Origin of the sequence: Spirosoma aerolatum, from assembly GCF_002056795.1 — a bacterium.
Classification (GTDB): domain Bacteria; phylum Bacteroidota; class Bacteroidia; order Cytophagales; family Spirosomataceae; genus Spirosoma; species Spirosoma aerolatum.
Map to the genome: position 1 here is coordinate 1,346,946 of NZ_CP020104.1, position 25,658 is coordinate 1,372,603.

Annotated in this window: 21 protein-coding genes and 1 pseudogene; 7 read left to right on the forward strand and 15 right to left on the reverse strand. The window is 49.7% G+C overall.

The features are described 5' to 3' along the window. Window positions 1-22 precede the first annotated feature (22 nt). The 3 genes from B5M13_RS05440 (at window position 23) to B5M13_RS05450 (ending at window position 3,843) form a co-directional block, all read left to right on the forward strand. Window positions 23-1,114 carry a helix-turn-helix transcriptional regulator gene (locus B5M13_RS05440; protein ID WP_080054717.1) on the forward strand — a complete coding sequence of 364 codons (1,092 nt, stop codon included), beginning with the start codon at window positions 23-25 and terminating at the stop codon, window positions 1,112-1,114. Window positions 1,115-1,562: 448 nt separating this feature from the next. Beyond that, window positions 1,563-3,122, forward strand: coding sequence for a serine-rich family protein (locus B5M13_RS05445; RefSeq protein ID WP_245859792.1), 1,560 nt, complete (start codon window positions 1,563-1,565; stop codon window positions 3,120-3,122). Between the two features lie 181 nt (window positions 3,123-3,303). Continuing rightward, window positions 3,304-3,843: a YdeI/OmpD-associated family protein gene (locus B5M13_RS05450; protein WP_080054718.1), complete on the forward strand. Its 540-nt coding sequence runs from the start codon at window positions 3,304-3,306 to the stop codon at window positions 3,841-3,843. 221 nt (window positions 3,844-4,064) lie between these two features. Here the strand turns inward: B5M13_RS05450 and B5M13_RS05455 are convergent, their stop codons facing one another. From B5M13_RS05455 to B5M13_RS05465, 3 genes are all read right to left on the reverse strand, one after another. Further along, on the reverse strand, window positions 4,065-6,539 hold the full coding sequence (locus tag B5M13_RS05455; RefSeq protein WP_080054719.1) for a TonB-dependent receptor: 2,475 nt from the start codon (window positions 6,537-6,539) through the stop codon (window positions 4,065-4,067). A gap of 196 nt (window positions 6,540-6,735) precedes the next feature. After that, window positions 6,736-7,104: a hypothetical protein gene (locus B5M13_RS05460; RefSeq protein ID WP_080054720.1), complete on the reverse strand. Its 369-nt coding sequence runs from the start codon at window positions 7,102-7,104 to the stop codon at window positions 6,736-6,738. Between the two features lie 133 nt (window positions 7,105-7,237). Continuing rightward, window positions 7,238-8,164, reverse strand: a complete 927-nt coding sequence (locus B5M13_RS05465; protein ID WP_080054721.1) for a tryptophan 2,3-dioxygenase family protein — start codon at window positions 8,162-8,164, stop codon at window positions 7,238-7,240. A 97-nt stretch (window positions 8,165-8,261) separates the two neighbouring features. Between B5M13_RS05465 and B5M13_RS05470 the strand changes: the two genes are divergently transcribed. Next, window positions 8,262-8,984: an SDR family oxidoreductase gene (locus tag B5M13_RS05470; RefSeq protein WP_080054722.1), complete on the forward strand. Its 723-nt coding sequence runs from the start codon at window positions 8,262-8,264 to the stop codon at window positions 8,982-8,984. 67 nt (window positions 8,985-9,051) lie between these two features. Here B5M13_RS05470 and B5M13_RS05475 read toward each other — a convergent pair. The 10 genes and pseudogenes from B5M13_RS05475 to B5M13_RS05520 all read right to left on the reverse strand — a co-directional run bounded on the left by B5M13_RS05475 (window position 9,052) and on the right by B5M13_RS05520 (window position 19,420). Continuing rightward, a pseudogene (locus tag B5M13_RS05475) lies at window positions 9,052-11,240 on the reverse strand (TonB-dependent receptor). 68 nt (window positions 11,241-11,308) lie between these two features. Then, window positions 11,309-12,115, reverse strand: a complete 807-nt coding sequence (locus tag B5M13_RS05480; RefSeq protein ID WP_080054723.1) for a lipid II flippase family protein — start codon at window positions 12,113-12,115, stop codon at window positions 11,309-11,311. Further along, a complete protein-coding gene (locus B5M13_RS05485) occupies window positions 12,112-13,254 on the reverse strand; it encodes a nucleotidyltransferase domain-containing protein (protein ID WP_080054724.1) in 1,143 nt (380 codons plus the stop codon). The genes B5M13_RS05480 and B5M13_RS05485 overlap by 4 nt, the downstream gene beginning before the upstream one ends. Next, window positions 13,235-13,948, reverse strand: coding sequence for a glycosyltransferase family 2 protein (locus tag B5M13_RS05490; protein WP_080054725.1), 714 nt, complete (start codon window positions 13,946-13,948; stop codon window positions 13,235-13,237). The genes B5M13_RS05485 and B5M13_RS05490 overlap by 20 nt, the downstream gene beginning before the upstream one ends. Then, the gene (locus tag B5M13_RS05495; RefSeq protein WP_080054726.1) at window positions 13,945-14,688 is read right to left on the reverse strand and encodes a glycosyltransferase family 2 protein; all 744 of its coding nucleotides are present in this window, start codon (window positions 14,686-14,688) and stop codon (window positions 13,945-13,947) included. The genes B5M13_RS05490 and B5M13_RS05495 overlap by 4 nt, the downstream gene beginning before the upstream one ends. Beyond that, window positions 14,669-15,754, reverse strand: a complete 1,086-nt coding sequence (locus B5M13_RS05500) for a phosphoenolpyruvate carboxykinase (ATP) (RefSeq protein ID WP_080054727.1) — start codon at window positions 15,752-15,754, stop codon at window positions 14,669-14,671. Before B5M13_RS05500 ends, B5M13_RS05495 begins: the two co-directional genes overlap by 20 nt. Then, entirely contained in the window at window positions 15,736-16,155 is a 420-nt protein-coding gene (locus B5M13_RS05505) for a PqqD family protein (protein WP_080054728.1), read from the reverse strand. Before B5M13_RS05505 ends, B5M13_RS05500 begins: the two co-directional genes overlap by 19 nt. Before the next feature lie 218 nt (window positions 16,156-16,373). Beyond that, window positions 16,374-17,645 carry a sensor histidine kinase gene (locus tag B5M13_RS05510; protein WP_080054729.1) on the reverse strand — a complete coding sequence of 424 codons (1,272 nt, stop codon included), beginning with the start codon at window positions 17,643-17,645 and terminating at the stop codon, window positions 16,374-16,376. Continuing rightward, window positions 17,642-18,325 carry a response regulator transcription factor gene (locus B5M13_RS05515; protein ID WP_080054730.1) on the reverse strand — a complete coding sequence of 228 codons (684 nt, stop codon included), beginning with the start codon at window positions 18,323-18,325 and terminating at the stop codon, window positions 17,642-17,644. The genes B5M13_RS05510 and B5M13_RS05515 overlap by 4 nt, the downstream gene beginning before the upstream one ends. A 123-nt stretch (window positions 18,326-18,448) precedes the next feature. After that, complete coding sequence (locus B5M13_RS05520) at window positions 18,449-19,420, reverse strand: aldo/keto reductase (RefSeq protein WP_080054731.1); 972 nt, start codon at window positions 19,418-19,420, stop codon at window positions 18,449-18,451. 324 nt (window positions 19,421-19,744) lie between these two features. On the opposite strand from B5M13_RS05520, the gene B5M13_RS05525 reads away from it, so the two are divergent. Together B5M13_RS05525 and B5M13_RS05530 are read left to right on the forward strand one after the other, a co-directional pair. Continuing rightward, window positions 19,745-20,044, forward strand: coding sequence for a putative quinol monooxygenase (locus B5M13_RS05525; RefSeq protein WP_080054732.1), 300 nt, complete (start codon window positions 19,745-19,747; stop codon window positions 20,042-20,044). Window positions 20,045-20,109: 65 nt separating this feature from the next. Next, a complete protein-coding gene (locus tag B5M13_RS05530; protein ID WP_080054733.1) occupies window positions 20,110-23,658 on the forward strand; it encodes a carboxypeptidase regulatory-like domain-containing protein in 3,549 nt (1,182 codons plus the stop codon). A gap of 270 nt (window positions 23,659-23,928) precedes the next feature. Here B5M13_RS05530 and B5M13_RS05540 read toward each other — a convergent pair whose 3' ends face one another. Next, window positions 23,929-24,435: a GNAT family N-acetyltransferase gene (locus tag B5M13_RS05540; RefSeq protein ID WP_080054734.1), complete on the reverse strand. Its 507-nt coding sequence runs from the start codon at window positions 24,433-24,435 to the stop codon at window positions 23,929-23,931. A gap of 92 nt (window positions 24,436-24,527) precedes the next feature. On the opposite strand from B5M13_RS05540, the gene B5M13_RS05545 reads away from it, so the two are divergent. Beyond that, on the forward strand, window positions 24,528-24,989 hold the full coding sequence (locus B5M13_RS05545; RefSeq protein ID WP_080054735.1) for a hypothetical protein: 462 nt from the start codon (window positions 24,528-24,530) through the stop codon (window positions 24,987-24,989). On the opposite strand, the gene B5M13_RS05550 is transcribed toward B5M13_RS05545, so the two are convergent. Further along, window positions 24,990-25,217 carry a hypothetical protein gene (locus B5M13_RS05550; protein WP_080054736.1) on the reverse strand — a complete coding sequence of 76 codons (228 nt, stop codon included), beginning with the start codon at window positions 25,215-25,217 and terminating at the stop codon, window positions 24,990-24,992. Window positions 25,218-25,658 lie beyond the last annotated feature (441 nt).

Sequence of the window (25,658 nt, forward strand, 5' to 3'; positions counted from 1 at the left end):
TGACAACAAATGACTAATCACTATGCCCATCACCCGCTCGGCTTTCCAACGGTACCGACTCATCGACGAAATCATTAGCCGCTATCCTCGGCGGTATTCGAAGCAGAAGCTCTTTGAGCTTTGTCAGGATAAATGCGGTATCCGGTCTATTTCGTCGCTTGAGAAAGACATTCAGCGGATGCGCGAAGATCACGACGCACCTATTGCCTACGACAAACGGCTGAACGGGTATTACTATACTGATCCGCAGTTCCGGCTGCTGAGCCTCATGCTTACGCCCGATGATATGGATGCGCTGGAACAGGCGCGCGAAGTGCTGGCCGCTACGCAGGGGGCTTCCGTAGCCGACGAACTCGACAATGCGCTGCAACGAGTTCGGCAGAGTCTGGACATTATTCGTGAGGTGAAAACGGATGCGCCTACGCATCGGGTGGTGTATGTCGAAGAGAAAATTCTGGGTGGGAATCGTCAGTATGTACCCGTGTTGATTCGGGCCGTTAACCAGAATCGGCAGGTGGCTTTTCGGTATCTCAAGCACGAAGAAGCGGTGTCGATGACCAGTCAGGCGCAGCGAAAGGCGCGGACAACCGCTCGTAAAGAAACCAGTCTTGTCGTGCCCGAACGCCCTAAGCTTCGGATTCTGCACCCAATCCTGCTGCGGGAGGTGGCCGATAGCTGGTATGTAATTGGCTACGATGCCGCCAGCGGAAGCGAAAAAACCTTTGCCCTCGACCGCATGAGCGAACTCGAACTGCTGGACGATCCCTGCGATGTGCCCCCGGCTGTCTTAGCCAGTGTGAGTGAATTGTTCGAGCATATTTATGGCATCACAGACAGTCATGGCCCGGTTGAAGAGATCGTGTTGTCGTTCAGTCCGTTATTCGGACGATACGTGAAAGCCAAGCCCATTCACCAGACACAGGAAGTCCTGAGCGATACCGAAACCGAATGCGTTGTGCGGCTCCGGCTGGCACCCAACCGCGATTTGCTCATGCACTTGCGCAGCTATGGCGAACACCTGACTGTTTTGCAACCCGAGAGCCTTGTCAGAGAAATTAAAACATCGCTGGAAGCTACGCTGGCGAATTATTCAGGCTGGCGTGATACGCGATAAGTGGGTGTGTTGATAAGGTGAATAATAAAACAATAGCCAAAGAGCAAAGCAAGTCATCTGAAAAGTTGATGACTTGCTTTGCTCTTTGGCTTTATTAAAAAAAACATATATAAATGTGCTGTATTTGTTCAGTTTTAAGAAATTATATGGTTTTATATTTATATATATAAATGTACTTTTGCATTTATTAGGTGTATATATCCATTTGCTTGAACTTTTACACTGTTTAAAATAAAACACTTAATTGCTACCAACTCATTACGCTAAACTAACTATGTGTCTCCTTACATTCGCGATTAAGAGAAGAGTTTTGACATGGACTTTAAGCTGGCTATGTCTCATTGCAACGTGTGCCCAAGCTCAAGATAACTATGTGGTAAGAACGGCTAATTCGGCATCGCCCACTACTAACAACACGTTGGTCGGACCTGATGCAGGGAATCTAACCATGACAGGAACTTCGAATTCTTTTATAGGAACTTCTACGGGTAAGAACAACACAACGGGTAGTTATAATTCGTTTGTAGGAGCTTGGGCGGGTTTGAATAACACGTCAGGTAACCGTAATTCGTTTTTAGGATACCATTCGGGCGTTAACAATACAACGGGTAGTAATAATTTTTTTGCAGGTTTTCAGGCAGGTTTTTTTAATACGACAGGCGATAATAATTCCTTTTTAGGGGCTTGGTCGGGTAATAACAATACCGTAGGCACTGGAAATTCTTTTGTCGGATACACTGCTGGGTACACTAACACGACAGGGTATGCTAATTCCTTTTTAGGTGTTTCTACTGGTTATGCCAATACTACAGGATATAATAACTCATTTGTAGGCTATAATGCAGGCTATGCCAATACAACAGGCTATCAAAATTCCTTTATCGGGTCTTATGCAGGCGCTTCTAATACCGGGGGGGCTTATAATTCCTTCATAGGCTCCTCTGCTGGGTTTTACAATACAAGTGGCTATTTTAATTCATTTTTCGGCTTCTCCGCAGGCAATGCCAATACAACAGGTTATCAGAATTCATTTTTGGGATCTCATGCAGGTAATTATAATACAATAGGCGATTCGAATTCCTTTGCAGGTTATCGGGCAGGTTATTCCAACACAACAGGTGATAATAATTCGTTTTTAGGAGCCTATGCTGGCAATTCCAACACAACGGGTAGTAATAATTCGTTTTTCGGTTACCGGGCTGGTCAGAACAATTCTACAGGTAGCAATAACATTATTATTGGCCCTCAATCAGGCACGGCTATTACAACCAGTGATGATAATGTACTTATGGGTTATAACGTCCAAGCGGGTGATGGGACCGGCGGGCATCACGTCATTATCGGTGGAGAAGCCGGGGCTGGACAGTGGGCAGGAGTGAGTAATACCCTGATTGGGCATCAGACCCGTGCCGAATCGGTAGCCTTGCACCATGCCACTGCTGTTGGGGCGGGAGCCACTGTACGGGTGAGTAATGCAGTAGTGCTGGGGAATGAAGCGAATGTGGGCATTGGTACCAGTTCGCCTACCGCCCGGCTACATATCCGTAGCCCTCATGAGCACGAATCAGGGATACGTCTGGAACAATTGACCAGTGAAAGTCCGGTTCAGGCAAGAACCGACAAGTTTCTGAGTGTTAATGAGCGAGGAGAGGTCGTGTTGGTTCACTATCGTTTACGGATTGATCACCCTAACGAATGGGCAGATCGGGTGTTTAGAGCTGATTATAAACTAATGCCTCTTTCGGAAGTGTTTAGTTATGTTCGGCAGTGGGGACATTTGCCCAGAGTCGTGTCCGCCGAGCAAGTAGCTAAAGAGGGGGTTGATTTAACGAAGTTAACAGCAATACTATTAGAGAAGATTGAAGAACTAACCTTGTATAGTATTGAGTTGGAGAAAGCTAATCAACGTCTACAACAGAAGCAACAGCAAGATTCACAGACTTTGGAGACTATTCGGCAGAAACAGGCAAAACTAGAGCAATTACTCAATCAGTTAGTGAAGAAATAGCTGATGAATAGTGAACTATATATAGGGTAGATAAATAGAAGTTATGGCTCTGTTTTTCGATATTGTTGCCGTAGACGAAAATCGATTGAAACCGTTGCCGTTGTAGCTAGCAAAAATGCAAGAGGGTTGAAAAATGCAAATTATGTAATATGAAGTGAAATTGAACTGATCTAGGTTGCCTATGCCCACCTTTACTACTATCCTGCAAAAATTCGGCGAGAAAGGCGATAAGACCCGCTGGACGTATATCGAAATACCCATCGCCGTTTCTGATGAACTGAAGCCCGGCCAGAAAACCAGCTTTCGGGTGAAAGGAACGCTGGACAGCTACCCGATCAAACAAATTGCGTTGTTACCCATGGGGAAAAGTGCTGCACGTCTGGATGGGCTGGAGGGTGGTTTTATGATGCCCATCAATGCATCCATGCGCCGGGGGATGGGGAAAGAAGACGAAGGGCAATCCATACGCGTAACCCTCGAAGTGGACACCGACCCCATACCGATCTCCGCTGACTTACTCGACTGCCTGGAAGATGATCCCGTCGCGAAAGCGCATTTTCAAACACTCAGCCGGAGCCATCAGACCTATTTCTCAAACTGGATTGACGATGCTAAAACCATCGAAACCCGAACCAAACGACTCACCCAGGCTATCACCGGACTCGCCATGAAACTGAATTTCGGTGAAATGATCCGGTATTTTAAACCGGGATTACGCTGATTTATAGATTTAAACAGATTTTGTAAAATTGCTTCCCAATAGGTGTGTTTTTGTCATCCCGAGGAACGAGGGATCTTCGGGTGAGCGCATTGAATAGCCAGTTCGCGAAGATCCCTCGTTCCTCGGGATGACAAAAACGCTATTGCAGCATAGTTTAAATAGGTTTAAAACCTGTTTCCATGAATCAGCGTAATCCCGGCCGCGCCGGCGGTCCGGTCAAACTAGTTAAACGGAATCGTCAGTTTTAGGCAGATATTTCGGCCCATGCCGTACATGCCCAGATGGCCGTTAGGCGATTGGGTGAAATACTCGAAATACTTCAATCGGCTCAGGTTCGACTGGTAGGCTGTATCGAACAGGTTGTTGATCTGAAATAGAAAGCGCAAAGCCGGTCGGTCGCGCCCAATGTGAATCTGGCTATCCAGGCCGAGGTTTACCAGCGTGTAGCCGTCTGTTGGCGTTTCAGTGTCGTTCAGGCCCAGGTATCGATCCTGGCGGGCATTGTGATCAACATCCGCTTTAACCGTAACATCAGATAACCACCCTCGTTTGATAGGCAATTGCTGACTGACACCTGTCGAAATGCGCAGGGGGGGAATAAACGGCAGGTACTCGCCCTGCACACCCGCATCCGTATAACGTGCCCCCCGGTTATAGCCGTAAACGACAGCAATGGTATTGTCGAACGTAAAGCCCTTCCAGGTAGTGGGGTGGAGGCTAAACTGGGTTTCGAAGCCGAAAAGCTGAGCCGACGACTGCTGGTATTGAAATGTTTTGTTGCCTGGTACAATCACAACGGGTTCGCCTTTATCATCCACCAGTTGGGCCAGCGAGATGTAGTTCAGAATGAAATTGTTAAAGACGCTGACGCCGAAGTTGACATCCGGGTACGTAGCGGTCAGGCCAATGTCTTCCTGAATACTAAACTCCGGCTGGAAGTTCCGGTTGCCAATGTACACGATGTGCGCACCGGGGTCCAGGCCGTTCGAGGCAATCTCGGTAATGCTGGGAGCACGATACCCTCGAGCAATATTGGCTTTCAGCGATAGGTTGTCCGAAAACTCATAGGTCAGGCCCAGGCTGGCCGAAATTCCGGTAAACGACTGTTTCAATTGAGGATATTGCAAGGTTGCCCCCGCTGTATCGGGAAGAGACACACGCTCATCGAACCCCGTTTTCGGATTGGTACGAACATAAAAATCATCACCCCTCAAACGTCGGTTATCGTAGCGAAGTCCCCCACTTAGGGTTAATTTATCAGCCTGCCATTTCAGAAAAACGAAGGTTCCGACATCGAACAGGTGATAGTCGGGAATGGGAAAGGCGGTTCCGTTCTTGTTTTTGTTGGCCTGATACATGCCGTTTACACCAAGCGTAGTGGCCAGGTGCCCAACGTTCGGCAGATTATAGCGCAAGCCATAGTTCAGTGTATTTAATCGCACGTATAAACTGGGCTGATCGACCTGAGTGGGGTGGCTGTATTCCCGGCGAACGTTCTGCTGGAAAGCCAGTAAAGCATCAATCTCACCATTGCCAATCTGGTAGTGGTTGTTGGTATGCAGCCGATAATGCTGAATGTGCTGATGCAACGGGCTGAGGTGATACGAGGTTAACTCGCTGGCCGGAACAATCGGGCGGTGCTGAATGTCGTCCTGGTCGGATTCAAAAACCTGTTTGGTAAACTGACGTGTCAGCGAATCGCGGCTACCATCGGGTATGCCCTGTAGATTGTCGTATAGCGAGGCTCCAAAGCGTGAGTAGCCCTGATGCCCTGAATAGCCTACCATGGTTGTCAGCGTGCGTTCTGAAAAGCCCGTATTGTACACTCGTCCGTCGATTTTATTCTGATAATTGGTAGCCGCCCGGATAGATCCCCGGAAATTCCAGGCCCAGCGTGAACCACCCGACGCCAGACTGATCGATTCGCCGAGGAGCCGATTATTGGATTGGTATTCGGTTACAAAGCCGACCTTGAGCTTGCCCTCCGTATCTTTGGGATACACCGGCATCATACTCACTACTCCGGCCAGCGCATCGGAACCGTACATGAGGCTGGCTGGGCCTTTGATCACTTCCGCCCGTTCGATGTTGTAGTTATCGACTTCAATACCGTGTTCATCACCCCATTGCTGGCCTTCCTGTCGAACGCCATCGTAGAGCGTGAGCACCCGGTTGTAGCCTAGCCCCCTGATGAATGGCTTGGAGATATTAGGCCCCGTTTTGACGGCATTCAGACCAGGTGCATTTTTGACCAGTACATCGATGATATTGCTACTGGCCGTGCCTTCGATAGCCCGGTGGGAAATAGCCAGAATGGCCACTGGGTTTTGTCGAAGCAGCGTACCACGCGTTACGCCCGTTACCACCACTTCGTTCAACGCATTGACAACGGATACTAGTGTGGAGGTATACATGTCGGTTCCAGGCGTAACCGAAATGGTGTCTGACTTGAAGCCTACGCACGAAATGATAAGTTTGTGCACCAGCGTATCGGCCTTAATAGACAGCGAAAACTGACCACGAGCATCCGTAATGGCCCCTTTGCTTTGTCCAACCAGCGTTATGTTGCCGAACGGAATTGGTTTATGGTTATCGGCATCGGTAACGGAGCCACGAATCAGGCGAGTGGGCGTGGGTTGCGCGTAAAGTAGTCCCTGGGTTAGCCCGAGGAGTAATAATAGGAAACATGCTTTCATTCAGGATAGGATCGTTTGGTTGAGTAATTCAGCCTTACTCCTGACCAACCATAGCGTAAACGGCAAAACGAACGTATCGAATCGATACCGTCTGTCAACGTCTAGCGTTCCTTAGTGGTAGCAGGGAGCGAATAGGCCAGTAAAACACACAGCAACGCACTGATGTATAGATCAATAGCGGCTATGAATCAGGAAATTACCGAACGACGGGAGGGCCTCGATGCGAGAAACAATAGAAAAGCGAATACGCATGGAACGGTCGGCTCGTAAGCAGAAAAGTCGAGTACAGATGCGTTCGCAGAAGAAACAGAAAGACAAAGAAACTGCTGATGACTATAGGCAGATTGGCCGCCAGATCGAGCAGTAAAATCTCCTGAGCCGTATGCGTGTTGGGCAGTATCGGGCCTTTGCCAAATGGCCAGTAAGGGTGAGCGTGAACAATCAGCCGACCATCGTTCAGTCGGTGCGCGTGGCGAAACACAACGCCGTTGAGCCACATGGCCAGAAACAGGCCAAGCAGTATACGGGCGATGTGCAACCGATGCGTATGGAGCCGATTGAGCATTAACTACTGGTAATCAGTGTGTCCAGAACAAATATACAAGCGCTTTGTCAATAAGGTTTAGACTCGCCTAAAAAAACTGGTTTATGTTGATTAAATTGAATTTAAACCTTGAAAATTACTACTTCCGGCGAATTTAGACAGGTAACTCTGCTGAGCGTCCCCAGTGTTGTAACTCATCTGCCGACCATAGTGATGGGAAGAATGTGCGTTTCTGTTGAACAGGGGGCAGGTAGGTTTGCCAGTTGGTGCCACCCGTTGCTTTGATATCTTCCGGCTCTTTATGCAGATACTGCACCGCTGACCGAAGGTGGGCCAGCTTCCAGCGAATATTTACCCGCCAGTCGTACTCCCGAAGAACATTGACCAATTCGGTCGAAGCCTGACCGGATGACACCAGGTGAAGAAATCGATGATTCAGGTTTTTGGCTTCGTAATCTTCGGCTAGTCGGATCAGGCTGGCTTTGTAGTGCTGGTCAAACTGCCGGAGTGTCAGCGTTTTTTGCTGCGTAGCCAGTTCGGTGGCACCGAGTTTCCAATATAAATACTCATACAGGTCGCTCACGTAAGCCGGATATTCGGGAGCCGATATCAATAAATTCCGAAAGTCAGTTGAAACGATTTCAATTTCGCGAAACTGCACCGACTGGAATCCGCTGGACGGAAGCAGTGCCATCCGAAATTTCAGAAACTGTTCGCGCTCCATGCCCATAATCATCACCTCAAATGACTCTTCAAGCAACTTGAAATACCGATTGACGCGCTGCATGCGGGCAGTGAAGAAGCTAGTCGTTAAGGGCTCGGCATGGGCAATCTGGGCGATTTCGTGCCGGACTAGCTTGAAGTATAATTCCGTAATTTGATGATAGGTAACAAAAATCAACTCGTCGGGATAAGCCGTTTTAGGATTCTGTAACGACAGCAGGGTTTCGAGATGAATATAATCCCAGTAGGTCAGGTAGTCGGCTTGTAGTAACCCTTCGAGGTAGGAGGTCATATCCTGCCCCATAGCCGCAAACTTCTGTTCGAGCTGGGCGAGTTGATGGCTGAGCGATTCGGTCATAAGCGTCGGTTGATGAATTGGCTGTAAAGGTCGTAAGCAATCACTTCTTTGCGAACTTTGCGTTCGCCTTTACGCACGTTGCGTTTGGTAAACCACTATGAACGTAGAAAACAAAACCATCATTATTTCCGGAGCGTCGCGGGGCATTGGCCGGGCCACGGCTCTATTACTGGCTCAACACGGTGCCAACGTGGTTGTAACGGCCCGAAACGCCGACGAACTGGCCGAATTGGAAAAACAGGCTACCGAGGGTCATGTTCGGGGCCGTATCGTAGCCGTTCCCGGCGATGTGTCGAACGAAGCGGACATGGCGGCTGTCGTAAAAACGGCCATCGACCAGTTTCAGCACATCGACGTGGTGATTAACAATGCAGGCTATGGCGTTTTCAAAAATGTTGATGAACTCACCGCCACTGAATGGGACGACCTGATGGCGACCAACGTAAAAGGAACCTTTCTGCTCACTAAAGCTGCTCTGCCGTATCTGAAGGCGCAAGGCTCTGGCCATATCGTAGTAGTAGCCTCCGACGTAGCCAAGCGGACGTTTGCCGGTGGATCGCTCTACACCGCTAGTAAGTACGCACAGGAAGCATTTACAGGCGCGTTGCGGAAAGAAGTCCGGTCGTTTGGTATTAAAGTAACGGGTGTATATTCGGGGCTGGTCGATTCGCATTTTCACGCCAAAGGGCACGGTCACGAAACCTCTCAGACCTGGCTCAAAAACGAAGATATGGCCGAGTCGATGCTGTTCATCGTCAGCCGCCCAGCGCATGTGGTTGTGGATGAATTCATGATTCACCCGTTGTCGCAGGAGTATTAAAAAAGGCGAGAAGAGTATAAATTGGCTGTAGTCCTAACCACTGCCAATTTATACTCCTTTTCGTCCTCTATAATGTATACTTCAAAGCCAAATTTACAATCCGCCCTTCGAGGGGTGCCCAGATGGGCCGGAAACTTGGTTGATTGACGGGACCGGTCACGACGGTTTCATAATTAGCCTGTTTGATGTTGAACAGGTTTTCGGCGTTCAGCACTAGCCGCCAATGGTCGTTGTAGTGGTATTCGGCAGCACCGGCGAAGAACCAGTAATTTCGTACCTTCTCGTTGTTGTAGAGGTATTGCGTACCGACGTAGCTGCTCTCAATGCCGAATCGGAAGTGTTCATTCTCCCAGGCAACGGTGGTCGAAAATTTATCCTGAGGAGCCAGCGGCAGATATGTGTTGTCAGTGGCCCCGTCGCGCCGGGCGAGGGTGTGATTATAGCCAAAATAGAGTTCATAAGCCTTGTATTCGAGCCGGACATAGGTGTCGGTGCCCAGGCTGAACAGGTTGTACGGGGCATTGATCAATTGCGTATAGGCTCCCAGGTTACTGGATACGCTGGCAAAGGCCGATACCACCGGCGAGTTGACGTAAGTGTAATAGAATGCCTGATCGACCTGTATTGAAAAGCCACTTTCGAAGGTTTTTGAGTATGCAATATCGATGTTCGTTCCAACGGATTTCTCCGCTTTTACAGCGTTTATATCAATGGGCAGCAGTCGCGGGAAAATCAAACTGACGCCCAACTGACCCGGTGTTTGATTGACAAACAGATTCGGTGTTTTATAGCCTGTTCCAACACTTAGCCGCACAGTCCACGGATCAGATGGTTTGATTTTTACCGATAACCGGGGAAGCACGAAATTGCCAAACGTGTTGTGATGGTCGAAACGCAAACCTGCCTGTAACGCTACCTTGTCCGATACCTGATAATCGTCCTGAACAAAGGCGCCAACGGTATTGTAGGTGTAATCGACCAGTCGGGTGCTGTCTGGGTTCTTTCGGAAAGCTTCGACTGTGAGGTTAGCCCCCATAATCAACTGATTCTTGCCAAAATGGACCAGATCATTCGCTTCCAGGTAAACCGACGATTGCTTCCCATCCGACAGCTTTTGGTAGTCGGTATTTTGCCGATGGAAGGTGCTCAACGCGCCCTTGACCGTCAGTGAATTAGTTTCGGATGTATTGTGGCTGGCATCAAAATCAACGGTATGGCGTTGCAGGTCGGTAAGGTTCTTATACGCATTGGGCTGAGCTCCTTCCAGTGCAGGCAGGTACCCACCTTCGCGGTGTTCGGTGGTGAACGTATAGCCAACATTCAGCCGGGTATGATCAGACGGGTTCCAGAAGAATTTGGGGTGAAAGTTGAATTGTTTGATCTGGGGACTATCGGTGTAGCCATCGCCGGTTACGTCGACAGCCTGTTGGTTGGTGTAACCCGTAAAAAGAGTGAGGCCAGTTTTGCCGTACCGTTGCGAATAGTACGCATTCAGGTTCGTTTCTTTCAGATTTGATCGGTTAAGCAGGGCCGTAAATTCGGGTGTTTCGGATGTTGGTGATTTCGACACGATATTGATCATGCCGCCAATAGCCCCGCCACCGTACAGCGTTGACACAGAGCCTTTCACTACTTCAATCTGTTTGAGGTCGAGGGGGGGATCTGCAATACCCCCAGATTACCCGAAAAGCCTTCGTAAAGCGGGAGTCCATCACGCAGAATCTGGGTGTACTTCGGGTCAAGACCCTGCATCCGAATGGCCTGGTTGCCGTTTACGGCTGAAGTTCGCTGAACGTGAATGATCGAAATGTCGCCTAGAATGCTACTGACGTTTCCCGGTACAACGGCACTCTCTTCGTCCATATCTTCCTGCCCCAGCACTTCTACCTTAATGGGTAAATCTTCAATGCGTGAGTTGGTGCGGGTTGAGGTAACGGTTACTTCATCAAGGGATTCTTCTTCGCTGTGCAATTGAAAAACCAACGTATCGCCCCCCATTGAGATGGGAAAGGTTTTGGTTGCATAGCCAACGGCACTGACCGTAAGGGCGGTAGCACTGGTCGGGAGTGTGGGCATAGCGGCAAAGCCATGTGCATCGGTAACGGTACCTACCACAGGTTTGATGGCCGTTGGGGTTCGAATGGTAGCCGCAATAACGGGTTCGTGAGTCAGGCTATCTTCGACCCGGATAATTCGCTGACTGAAAGCGGGCAGTATAGCTAGTAGCCCAACTAAAAACAGGATGAGTTTCTTCATGATTGGCTGTATTTCCGGCAAGTTTCGGAAGCAATTATGAAGAGAATTTGAAGAAACTGAGGAACAGACTAGGCGTATAGATGCTGTGCCAGCCAGATGACCATATGGGCAAAGGGAACCAGCAGAAACTGGGCTAATATGGTTCCGACTAAACGGGCCAGTAAAACCTGAATAATATACCGGCGGAAATAGCCAGTGCTGTGTTGTCCAGCCGTTACTTCATCGGCCAGGAGCGCAATGTCTGGGTCGACAAAAAGTACCATAATAATGGTGGCAATTCCATTGATGAGGCCCGACATAGAAGCCGCCGTTGCCCGTAGGTCGGGATTGATATAACCCGCATATAGTGTCGCCAGAACACCTACGGTGATAATGGCGTTGGCCAACGCATTCAGCACAAGTATGCGTATCGGAACATTGGGTTTTTGCCGAATGGCCTGCCAGTTGGCAGAGTCGGGCCATTTCAGATGTTGAGGAAGTGTTCGAACCGTTGATAGGGATAGACTACGAACGATTAGTTTGCTGAATGAACGATGGTGGTAGTAGGTCTCGACCAGTCGCGTCATCAGTCTCTGAAACGATGGAAATATTAGGGCACCCGTTGCCGTTGCCAGTGTGGTAAAGGCAAGTATCCACCGAAAATCCGCAATCTGGTCGAAGCGGCCCGACTGAATGTTTAACTCAACTGTTTTAGCCAGCAGTGGAGCCTGTAATGTATTGGCCAACCGGGAAAAGAGGGCCATGATATTGAATAGGGAGAAGGATACCGCCCAACGCAACGTTTGAAGCCCTACCACCCGAACGCTTAACGACAGAGTAGCGACCAGATGAATCACGAACGTGAATAAGGCAACTAGTAAAATTTGGGAACTCATGGATTAGAAGACAGGTCTCGTTTGGCCCAGTCGAGTCGGAACCGCACCTGCCGATATATCCAGCGGCTCATTGAAAGGTCTGACTTGCCTTGGCGAAACAGACGATAGGCCAGCCAGTTTTTTCGAAAATACCAAATCGTTTTAACAATGTTGTTCGATGTGCGTTTTCTTACCAAAGAAAAATAAGTCTTCTCGGCAATACTCGGTGGCATTTTTTTTAACCGTACCCCGACATCTGAGGGCAGGGTTAGACGGAATTCACTCTCGAGTAAGCTCAACGCCTGCTGAATAGGGTACTTAACATTGTATTGCTCAGCCAGGTCGAGTAAGGCGTGCCAGTCGATGGAGAGGTTTGGCTTGGTATAGATTACATAACTATCAGCAATCCAGCGAATGGCAGGTTTTTCACTCCAATCGTAGCCATGCACCAGATTATGAAAGAGTTGGTGAGTTGGCGATAGAGCATGGGTAAACTGATTATTGATCAGTTTGAGTGGCTGACGAGCTTGCCAGAAAGGAATATCGGCGTTAGCGTATGCATGCTGATACAGCAGATTCCAGTGCAGATCGACATCCACATTGTTGGCATCCCACAGGTGCATGGCATGAAGGACATGCCGATGCTTGGCCTCAAATAGACTTGATTTCAGTGAGAGGGGAGGGGCTTGAAGAGCTTGCAACGCCTGATCGGTTTTTGCAGTAGGGACCAGCACATCCAGGTCGTACATCAGCCGAACGCCCATGTCTTCGTAATAGAGCAGTGAAAGCGGAATGCCTTTGAGAGCAATGGTGTCAATACTATTCTGATGCAGAACGTCGATCACCTGGCTCATTTTGAGCAAAAACCGTTGATTGCTCATCCAAGTGTATCGGTAAATACCCCGCAGGTGTGCTACAAGTGGATCGCCAGACTTTTCAAGGTTACGATAAACGAGGGGCATCAGTCGTTGTGAGTCGCCATCGAGCGGATCGAACAGGCTGGGCAACAAATTGATATTAGTAGGAATAAACTGATCCAGCCCGCGTTCTTTTTTCCATTGTTGCCAAAAGGAAAGCGCTTCTTGGGCTGGAAAAAGGGCAGCTTTCAGCAAAAGAATCTGTTCAGGCTGAATAGCAAATTTAGGGCTGTTGACTGCCATAGGGAGTGGACGAATGGCTTGCACGTCGATCAAGGGCGGCTTTCAGGATGTGAACAAATTCTTTCTGGTACTGCTGCTGTGAGGCTAGCCCACTCCGGTGTAATCGGCGGAATGTTACTGTATCGGGGAGCATGATGTATGGCAAACCGGCTTCTTTGGCACGCATAAACCAGTCGATGAAATCGCCAGTATGGTATACGGTACTAAAAAGACCCGTTTTCTGAAAAGCGTTCCGGCGAATCAGCATTGTTTGTTTCAGCCAGCCCGGTTGTGGCTCCGACGGACAGTGAATACCTGCCTGAACCGCTAAAGGAAGATCGGGGCTAATAAACTGCCGAACATAGCCAAAGCAGGCATCTACTGACGGGTTCGTTTGCAGGCAGGTAACCTGCTGTTGTAATTTATAGGGTAGCCAGACATCATCGGCATCCAGAAACGCAATCAGATCACCTTCAGCCAGGTCGATGGCTTCATTCAGGGTGGCGGCTACCCCCCGGTTTTCGCGCGTTTGCAATTGAATCAATCTATGCTGGGCATACGGCATCAGCTTATCCAGCGATTGATCCGTAGAGCCGTCGTTGATCACAATGATCTGTTGTGGCTGATACGTCTGCGCCAAAACCGATTCGATACATTCCGTGATGTAGGGTTCCGCATTATACACAGGAATCACCACACTGACAGACAGGCTCATAGCTCGTTAGGGTTCATAGGTTGCCGGAAATCAGAAAACTGCGGTAGGGTCTGAACGCCCGTTTCGCTTCGGCGTCGGTCGAGCGAGTATTTGATCGCCTTGAGCAGCGTACGTTTAACCAGATCCTGGTCGCGGGTGTAGTTGGCACTGTGATGGCGATAATACAGCATGATATCGTCGGTAGTGCGCATATGGACCCCCTGCTCTTTGGCCCGGTTATACCAGTCCAGATCTTCCCCAATTTTCAACTCCTCATTGAACAGGCCAATGCGCCGGAATACGTCCGTTCGAAACAAACCGGCTCCGAGCAGTATATTCCAGACGGTCTGGGTCTGGTCGGGGAAGTGGAAGCGTTCGGGATTCGATCCATCCAGAAAAACGTACTGGGTTTTTCCAAAAACGACATCCAGCGATGGGTCTTCCTCAAATAGGGCCAACTGACGTTTTAGTTTATAGTCCGGGTACAGATCGTCGTTGTCGAGGAAGGTAACGAACTGCCCGCTTACAAACGAGAACGCTTTATTGCGGGCAGCCGCAGGCCCTTGGTTCTCCTGTCGGACGTAGCGTATTCTCGAGTCGAAGGACTGGATAATCTCGGCCGACCGGTCAGTAGAGCCATCGTCGACGCAAACTACCTCAACGGCATCAAGGGCCTGTTTCAATACACTCTCAATGGCTTCGGCCACAAAACGTTCAGCATTATATACTGGCATGATCACGCTAACAAGGGGCTTCTGCATAGGTAGGTAGCGATTGTAAGGTAGAATAAATAGCGTCGGGTATCTGCGCTAAGTCGGTGCCTGTTTCCAGCCAGAAAAGAGGTAGCTGATGCACTAAACGAGTCATTTTCTGGAAAGTGCGCTGATCGGCCCGGAGAAGGGCCAGCGTAGAGGGAGCCAGTGCTTTCAGCGCTTCGGCAGGTGTTGCGGGTCGAACGGTCGTCTGTTGGCTGCCCGTAAACTGAGGCAGCATAATGGCTTTCAATGGAAATCCCTTCGTTACGATATTGGGGTAATGCTGATGCAGATAGAATTGCAGTTTCTGACCGGGCACTATGGGCTGGTCATCAGCTAATGACTGAAGCACAGGGAACCGGCCAAGGTTTTCAGGTTCTAGTTTAGCAACATTATACAGACTGTGAACAAACGGGTCATCCAGGTCAATCATCACAAAATCATCACCAGCATAGTGCAGTCTGCTTTGCAGACAGGCCAGTGTGCTGGTCGACTTGCCTGAGCCACCACGACCCGTCAGCAGTACCCCACCGCTTGGTGTACCCACTGCTCCGGCGTGTACCAGTACGTACCGTTCCTGATCTTCAAACCATTTATGCAGTACATAGCGAAACGGAAAGCTACGTTCCCATTCCGGTAATGAGGCAAAATCAGTGCCCCACACAAGGGCTAGTCGCTCGGTATGGGCAATCCAGGTAAAGACCCCTGTATCCTGCTGAAAGGTGCCACTATAACCCGCTGCCAGCCCATGAATTACACCATGCCCATCGGTTTGTTGCCAATTCCAGCATGGCTGAGGAAGCATGATGCCGGAGGTTTTATGATTGACAACGTACACGGTTAAGCTATTTGGTTGAGCGGGGCTTTTCCGATGGCTAATCGCTTTTGTGAAAAAATCCTGATTGCTTTCGCCAATGAAAATGACCTGTAAGGTCAGATCGCCAAAGCCGAATGAACGAGCCGATACTTGTGGTTGAACCGATCGGCAACGATCGGCGACTAACTGAGTAAAATACGCTTCACCAGAGGATAAAGTAGCGGGCTGGTTATCATCTATTTTTTGATAGGCCATCCTTCAACTGGGCTAACGTCGTGTATTGGGTCAAGCGTCAGGAGGTCCGCCATATCGGTATATATCTCCAGCACTGGGGGCGTAAATGGTTTGGGTATAGTACAGGTTGGAAGGGGCGACGTTTGCGACTGTGGGCCTTTCGTTAGAAGTGCTTCATTTACGAGTTGTTCGAGAAAGGTGTTGATTGGTTCGCTAATAACCGCTTCATCAGTCGAATAGGCGTTTGCCAGATAGCTAAGAAGGATATCCTGAGATGCCCCTGCTTCAAGCCCCTGCCACACAAGGGCAGCCGATCCCCGAAGGCTGTAATAATTACCCCGACTCATATTGACGATAATTACTTCATCATCAAAATGTTCACTGACAATGGCAGGAGAAATACAGTATTGATTGGTCTGCATATAGAAGAATAGGTAACGGTAGTACAGTGTAACCAAACAGCTTTTCGATAGACTTCGTATATAAGAATTATATCAACTAGTATGCTATTTAAGGCGTTAACGCTGCATTGTGAGCAAAAATCGGACAATCTGGCTAGTAAATACCAATAAATGTATGATAATTTATACTGCAGTAGCTTAAAGGTATATTAAAAAGGCTGATTAGTAGGGCGTTAACGCTATTTCCAATCGATTTGAAAACAGTGAAAAGCCTTCGACGAATCATATGTATACTGAATTGCCAACTTGTAACGATCACAGATTTGTTTGATAAGCGCAAGGCCTAAACCGGTCGAGTCGGGACGGGCTGGGTTTTTGACGAATCGATTGAAAAGCTGACTGTCTGCAAAAGGAAGTGGTTCGCCTGTGTTCCGAATGCGTATTACATGATCGCTCAGTTCAATACGAACCAGGCCATTGGGAGCGCCATGCCGAACGATATTTTTAAAGAGATTATTCAGTAAAACACCAGCTAATTGCGGGTTCATGGCTAGTTCAACATTGGGGCGTATGGCTCGCTCGACAGTCATACCCTTATGCTCAAAAAAAGGCATGTACTCATCGGTGTATTGAGCTATTAACTCGCTAATATTCAGTGGTTGTCTGGTTGCAAACTGGTCATTTTCGACTTGAGTAAGTAGCAGTAGCGACCGATTTAGCTGACTCAATCGGCTCAGGGCATCGGTAGCCCGTTGTAAATGAACATGCTCGGCCTCACGCAGATTATCGGATTGCATCAGTGTGTCCAGCTCGGTCAGGGCAATGGCCAAAGGGGTTTGTAACTCGTGCGATGCGTTTTCGGTGAACTGCTTCTGTAGAAAAAATTGCTTCCGTACGTTCTGTGTTAGCGTCTGTAGGGATTGGCTCAGTAGATCAAATTCCCGAATCCGGCTGTCTGGAAACAAGGGATTGGTGGCCTGCTCCAGTTGAAACTGCCCAAGCTGATGGATGGTGGTGTAAAAAGGACGCCATAACCGACGCGACAACCCCAGGCCAATCAGTACTGACAACCCCATAAGCAGTAAAAAGCTCCAGATCACTCCTACTGATATGATTCGGGCCAATTCGTTGAATTCGTAATACGCCTGGCGAACTCTTATCTGATAGGTTTTCCCACGCTCCGTAACAATCGTTTTTACCTGCCGGACTGGCGATAGCCCAGTAGAGTCCAGCGGGTTTGGAAGCATGAGATCCGAAAAGATCGGGCCGGAAAGCTGTGTCGGAGAAATGCGTTCGACATGGGGATTGTCGTCCCAATCGGCCCGTAAAAGGGCATCAGGTGTCAGCTCCCGGAGTTGTTGCTTTACCTGCTCTACCTGATTCATCAGGATTTCGTCGACCTCCCGCTGAATGGTTCGGTGAATCAGGATGTAAAAGCCAACTGAGCCGATCAGGGCAACGACAAAGGCGGAAAGTAAGAGGTAGCGGGCGGTTTGACCAAGCAGGCTCATAGTAGACGTATCGAGAAAACATAACCTGCCCCGTAGCGCGTCTGAACATAGTCGGGGCAACCGGCGGCTATTAGTTTCCGGCGTAGATTTTTAACGTGCGTGTACAGAAACTCATGCGAGTCAGCAGCATCCATGGCATCGCCCCAGATATGTTCGGCAATCGCTGATTTCGAGAGAATACGGTCGGTATTGGTGACAAAGAAAAGAAGTAGTTCGTATTCTTTGCTGGTAAGTTTAACATCGACGTTCTGAATGCTCACCCGTTGTTGTTCGGGCCAAAGGGTAAGGTCTCCTGCCCTTATGCACGCCTGTCCACCAAACAATCGTCGGCGGAGTACCGACCGTAACCGGGCATTGAGTTCAGGTAGGTGAAACGGCTTGGTGATATAATCGTCAGCTCCGGCATCGAGGCCGGTCAGCTTGTCGGCCAGCGCATCCTTAGCGGTTAGCACAATGATACCCGCTGCCGATTGGTGCTGTTTGAGTTCACGTACCAGATCAAGCCCATTGCCATCGGGTAGCATCAGGTCGATCAGTACGCAATCGTAGTCATAATCATTCGCTTTGGTGGCTGCCTGCCGGTAGGTTAAGGCTGTTGTAACGGTATAGCCTTCCGATTCGAGGTAATGTTGTACCGATCGCAGCAACGCCGGTTCGTCTTCAACCAGTAGGATTTTCATGAACAAATGTAAGCGCGAAAGAGAGGTAGTATGGAGGTATGATGTATGATATAGGATGTATAAGGCAGATTGCCGGGAAGCCTGCATCCTATATCCTACATCATACCTCCTACATCTCTTAGCCTATTGGCTCCATTCGGTAGGGGTGCGGTCCCAGCGATGGGCTTTCAGTTCGTGCAGAAGCTCGGGTAATAGGCCAGCTCCATCGCTGGCTGCACTATTGGCTTCTACATTCCGAATCTGCCGCATGCCGGGAATGGTGGTATGCACGTCGGGATTGCTCAGGATAAACCGTAAAGCCATTTCGGGCATGGTCATCCCGGATGGAACGAGCGGCTTGAGGGCATCGGCATGATCGACACTGCTGTTGAGGTTTTCGGGGACGAAATAGGTGGAACGCCAATCGTTAGCTGGAAACGTTGTTTCTTTCGTAAATGTGCCGGTTAGCGTACCTTCGTCAAACGGTACACGGGCAATAACACCAATGTTCAGTTCGTGGCAAAGAGGAAATAAGTTGTCTTCGGGGTTCTGATCAAAAATGTTGTAAATCACCTGAACGGCATCAATCATCCCGGTACGGAGGGTATTGAGGCAGTTGTCGGGTTCCCAGCGATTGACCGAAACACCCCAGGCCTGTACTTTCCCCTGCTGTGTAAGTTTGGTGATGGCTTCCTGCCATTCGTCCTGTTCGGCCCAGCTATCCTCCCAAACGTGAAATTGCTGCAGGTCAATGGTTTCAACGCCAAGATTCTTCAGACTTTTTTCCGTGTATTCAACAATGTAATCAGCCGGAAAAACATCGTTCAGGTTAAAATTGGGCTTTGAGGGCCATTTCCGGTTTTTAGGCGGAATTTTGGTAGCGGCATACAGTTTCTGATCAGGATGAGCCTTCAAAAGCTGCCCCAGAATTTCTTCGCTGACACCATCGCCGTAGGCCCAGGCTGTGTCGAAAAAATTACAGCCCAATTCGACAGAACGTTCCAGCGCCTGCAGTACTTGCTGCTTATCGGAGCCGGTCCATCCTGCCAGCCCCCACATGCCATAGCCAATTTCGGATATCTGCCAGCCTGTTCGGCCAAATGTTCGGTATTGCATAAAAGTTTTAATTAAACACGGAGACGCGGAGAACACAGAGTTTTTATGATCGGCAATAGCCGCCGGGTATATAAGATTAATTGTTAACTCGCTTACTGAAAAAACTTAGCTATCATTGAGATTAAGTACTCTCTAAAAGCCCAGGGCAAAGTTCACGATGAATGTCAATACAGGCTTTATAATTTTGTTGGTAAGTCGATTATAAGTGAGTTCATTCATAATTAAGGGGGGCGTAAGACGAAGTGTAGACCCTAAAAGCATCGCTTTTGAATGAAAATAAAAACGCTGTGATTTCTGCATCTCCGTGTTTAAACCCAAAAAAATATGCTTGTACGAATTGTTCGGATGACGTTTCAGGAAGATAAACTTCCCGCGTTTCACGCTATTTTCGATGCGTCGAAACATCAGATCAGGGCCTTTCCGGGGAATACACACCTGGAACTGCTGCGTGATCCCAACCATCCGGCGGTGCGGATGACCTATAGCCTTTGGGAGTCGGCCGATGCGCTCGATGCCTATCGGCAGAGCGAACTTTTTCGAACCACCTGGGCCGCAACCAAAGCCTTGTTTGCCGAGCGGGCGATTGCGTTTTCGGGTGAGCAACTGGAAATGGTAACCCATTGACAACGTGAGTAAAACTCATTAGCTTGTGTCTTCTATGCCTACTTGATTCATCGCCTTGATTGCCTATGCTTCGTCAACTTGCTACCGTTTGGTTGATGATCTGTCTGCTGTTTGGGCCGACAGTAGGAATACATGCACAAACAACCACCACGACCCTGACCGGCTTTGTTGTCGATGCCTCGACGGGTAAGCCAATGCCCTTCGCCAATGTGTATGTCAATGGCAGCACACGCGGCACAGTCACTAACGAGCAGGGCGCTTATACACTCACCGGGGTTCCGCTCGGTACAGTCGAAATTGTGGCCTCATTTGTCGGATATCAGCCGTTGCGAAAAATGCTACGGCTGGAAGAAGGGCAGGAAAACAAGGCGCACTTTCGACTAAAGTCCAGTGATCAGACGTTACTGGCCGTTACGGTTCGGGGCAATCAGAAAAAATGGGAGCGGCACCTCAAACAGTTCAAGCGTCAGTTGCTGGGCGAACCTTTCGCAGGGCAGTGCCTGATTATCAATAGCGACGCGCTTAGTTTTAAGGAAGAAGCCGGTGGCCATCTTAAAGCAACGGCGTCCGAACCGATCCAGATCGAAAATCAGGCGTTGGGCTACAAGATCTATTACGACCTGATGTATTTCGATGCGACCAGCCAGAAAGTCTATTTTGCCGGAACGGCCCGGTTCGAAGAATTGAAACCCGCCGACGACCGTCAGGCACGACGGTATCGGCGCAACCGCATGATTGCCTATAAAGGTTCTACCCGCCACCTGATGGCCAGCCTGGTCGATAGCACGTATGAGCGCGAAGGGTTTCTGGTGTATCAGGAGAATATCGGCGTTCCGTTAGCCCGCTCCATAAACAATCGGGCCATGCTGGCGGGGTCTATTTCAGCGGGTACAACCAAAGGCCATCTTCAGCCGATAACCATTAAAAAATTGATTCAGCCGGGGAAATTGCCGTTTGAACGTCGGCTGGTCTCTGCTTCGCCGTTGATCGTCTTTTATACCTACGCTACTTCCAACTACTCGCCTTATCTGGATGCTCGCTATGCCTACTCGGAGATTAAGCTGCCAGCGGGGGAGTTGCTGATGACGGTCGATGGAACCATTACATCGCCCAATGGTATGGAAGAGTATGGGTCGCTTTCGGAAGATCGTTTGTCGCGGTTGTTGCCTGGCGACTGGCAACCTGCCAAAACCGATGCCGATCCGACTGTAGCTCCGGTAGTGGCACAAGGTCGATTGATGCCTCCCGATGCCCGGTTAGGCCGTATTGCCAAAGCCTTTACCGATAAGTTTCAGAATCTGGCTCCCATTCTGTATCTGCATACTGATAAGCCATTCTATGCCACCGGCGACCGGGTCTGGTTGAGTGCTTATCTGCTCGATCCGGCTACGAATCTGCGCCCGCTGGGAGAAACGGCTATGCACGTCGACCTGCTCACATCGGATGGCAGGCCGATTCATCACCAATGGCTAAAAGTTACTGACGGCCGGGCCACTGGAGATTTCAGGCTCTCCGATACGCTGACATCCGGTGCCTACCGACTTCGGGCTTATACCGACGAAGACAATGGCCAGCATCGGCCCGCTTTTGAGCGTATGATAGCCGTTAATAACCTTTTTCAGAATACCTTATCGAAGGCCGAAACGAATGTCGCCAAACCGTTGGACGTACAAATCCTGCCCGAAGGAGGGCGCTGGGCAATCGGCTTTCCGGCCCGGTTAGGCATCAAAATCGTCGATACCAATGGAAAAGGGGTATTGGCAACAGGCCGGATCGTCACAGGCGAAGGCACCGAAGTCGCCCGGCTTACGGTCAATGCACTCGGCATGGGTAGTTTCATGATGACTCCCGAAGCCGATAAGAAATACTATGCCGATGTGCTTTATAACAATCAGCATCAGATGGTGCTGTTGCCGCCGGTCGAATTGGGCGGGCTGCTTCTTGCTGCTGATGCCACCACCGATACCACCCAGCTAGCCTTGACCATTACGTCGACAACTAAGGCTCCGCTGGATTCGGTATATATTCTGATTCAGCGACAGGGGTATCTGGTCGATCAGCGAAAAATTCTGTTGCAAAATGGGCTAGCCCGTGTGAGCTTACCTACCGAAGCCCTCCCAGCGGGCCTGCATCAGATTACCCTGTATGATGCGACCGCTCGCCCACAGGCCGAACGGCTGGTATTTATTCCCGACCGACTACCGCCTATCCGAACCCTTATTGGTCTGAATAAGTCGCGATACCAACCGCGTGAACGGGCTATTCTGAACCTGAATCTGAGTGAAGATGGATTGCCGTCGCTGGCTTTCCTGTCGGCCTCTGTGACGGATGCCAGCCAGGTACCTGACGATACCGCTGAAGCGTCGATCCAAACCCATATGTTGCTGACGGGCGAGTTGCGGGGGCGCGTAGAGCAGCCAAATAGTTACCTCAAGGATAACACCCCCGAAACCCGACGGGCACTGGACGATTTACTGCTAACCCAGGGCTGGCGACGGGTGAGTGGAACACCATCGACCGAACTGCTCGGTGGGGTGTCGGTAATGGGCCGCATACTTAACCCGAAGAATCAGCCAATTGCCGGGGCACAAATCTTTTTGGCATCAACCGTACCGGGGCAATCGTTTGTGAAATCGGCCGGAACAGATGAAAAAGGACGGTTTCGGCTGGGTGGTTTAGCGATTGCAGACACCGTTCAGCTTATGGCCCAGCTTACCGACCATCAACTGAAAGATTTACCCGAAAAAGAAGCCCATTTTGTACTGGAAGGGCCCGATGTGTCGTGGGATGCTGATACGAACAGGGTATTGCCCAACTGGACTGCTTTGCGGGGGCAGTTGGAGGCTGCCCGTATCCGGCAGGAATCCGATAACGATCTGTATCGCGACAAAGCGGCTAAGTTGTTAAAAGCGGTTACGGTGAAAGCCCGTCGGTTCGACGAGCGGCCTGATGATGTTCAACGTCGGAGTTTGCACAACAGTGCCGATGCTACGCTTGTGTTTGACGAAAAATCGCCCCCGTTTGCCAACCTGTACGAGATGATGCGCGGCCGTGTTGCTGGGGTTACGGTTACGCAAAACCCAATCAATGGCAGTTATAAGGTGAGCATTCGGGGAACGGGCAGTTTTGTGAGTGGAACCACTCCGTTGTACCTTATCGATGGTATGAATGTTCAGGATATGGACGGAACGGGTCTGTTGCCATTCAATCCAGGCGATATAGAGCGAATTGAAGTGCTGAAAAATGCAGGCACGGCTGGTATCTATGGCGTTCGTGGAGGGAATGGGGTCATTGCGTTTTATACGAAACGATTTCGGCCCGGTCAGCAGAATAATGCTGATAAAAAAGGCATGAAACCGCTCCAAATCATTGGCTATCCAACTGTTCAGCGTGAGTTTTATGTGCCCCGTTATGAGGCAACCGAAGCGCCTTCCGGTAAGGTCGATCGTCGGGATGTACTCTACTGGAAACCAATGATGCAAACCGATAGCCAAGGACATGCCCAGGTTATATTTCCGCTATCGGATGTGGTTCAAACCCTTCGTATAACCATACAGGGTGTAACAGCTACTGGCCGACCCGTTACAGCCGTTGGATTGCTTCGGGTGCAGTGATACCGCATAAGCTCTGTTATTTCGCCCAGTCGGGTGTTGGTGTGGTGGGGTTAAAGAGCTGATTGCTGTAATACTCCCTTCGATTTCGTTTGTCTCACTCTTCACCACCTATCGGTATCGGCAGGGCGCATACACACCTACATTATGTGGATTCATCAGGGTTACATAGGTCCCATTTGTAAAGTGATTTGTTTTGTGGAGCCGCATAAGCAAACAGTACCCCGCTGAACCAGAAGACGTATAGACTTAGCCGAAGGAATGAGGCTGTACTCAGAAGGTCATCACATAAAACTGGCAAAGGAATGACTGCCCAAACTCATGCATCGGACGCTGATAGGTCGGGGTAAACCCATGTCGTTCGTAAAACTGCATCAGCTTGGGGCGGGTTGCATCCGTTTCAAGCTGCAGGGTTTTTATCCCTCGTCGTAAGCATTCGGTTCGGCAAAAATCAAGGATGGCCGCAAACAGGTCTTGCCCTGCAAACGCTCGGCGAATAGCAAGTTTGTGGATAAAACCGGATGTATTCGAAGGAACGTCGGGCCAATAAAGCGGGTCTTCCCACTGTAGAATAAATACGGCGGCTGGTTCTGAACGAGTACCGCCAAGCTGAGCATACATCACATAGAGGTTACCCATTGTATACATGTCCAGCAGATTGTCGGCAGTGAGCGTATCGATTTCCCAAAGGGTTTGATCGCTATCGACCAGCCACTGCCCCACTTCGCGCAGGATGTCGATGGCGAGTTCGGGCTGGTCGTTGCGGAACAGAAAAGCCATTGTTTAGGAACGGTGTATGGTTTATTGGGGGGAAGATACGATACAGTCTATAACGATGCTTAACATTTACGTACGTTCGTGGTTAAGCAGGTATGAAAAAGCTAAACAAAACCATTCTATCGCCATTGGGTAGCGGCCTGCTGGGAGCCGTTGCCCTTACGGTCCTTCATGAGTCGGCCCGGCGATTGATTCCGGCTGCACCCCGTGCCGACATTCTGGGGATGCGTGCGATCAAAAAAGTGATGGATACGGTTGACGAAGAGCCCCCCGCCGACGAAGAGCTGCACGACTGGGCGTTGGGTGGAGACCTCTTGTCGAATACGCTCTATTATAGCCTGATTGGCTTGTCGAAACCGAAAGATGCCGTATTGACCGGAGCTGCCTTAGGACTGGCTGCGGGGGTTGGGGCGGTTGGGCTACCCGGCCCCCTGGGACTGGGAACCACTCCAACGCAGCGCACTCCGGCTACAGCAGCTATGACTATTGGTTGGTATCTGGTAGGAGGACTCGTAACGGCTGGTGCTTATCAGGCCCTGCGTAAACTAAGGTTCTAGCTATGGCTTGGCCATGGTAATGCCTTCGTCGGACAAATACTGCCCGATATTGAGCAGTTGTCTATCCAGTAGTTCCAGGTCACGATGCCAATCCATCGTTAGCCAGGAATCGGCCGCCCGTCCGGCAATCATGACCTGCTGAGGGCTGGAAAATACCCAGATGCCTGCTTCGGAGCCAAAATTCAGCAGTTTCTTAGGTTTGCGGTTGATGTAGTCAACGTCGGTCACTTTTTTCGGAATGTCGGCTTTTACATCGATCCCAATGGCTACTTTGGCGGGTACACTTACGTATCGGGTGTTGAACGGTTCGTCTATAAATGGCTACGTCGTACGAAAGGTTGTTCCGTTGATCCAATTGGATTCCCGCTTTTTTAGATGCGGAACAGTATTTTTGCTCATCCAACTGACGAAGCATAATACACATAAAGTAGGACACTAATACTCACTGTAATGGACTCAAACCTATAATTTCTTCAGGTGATTTTCGTCCTGCTGTTACAGGGGCTTGAAAAGTTGAAGGAGTTAATCGGGTTAGTGGCTCTGGCGTTCGGCTTCTGTCAGCTAGGGGCGCTATTATCATCAGGAAGTAGCTCATATTCCCACCAAGTGGCATCGTTATCAAAGCACATTTTTTTCGAAAGGGGAGGCTATGGGATTGGTTTGTCAATA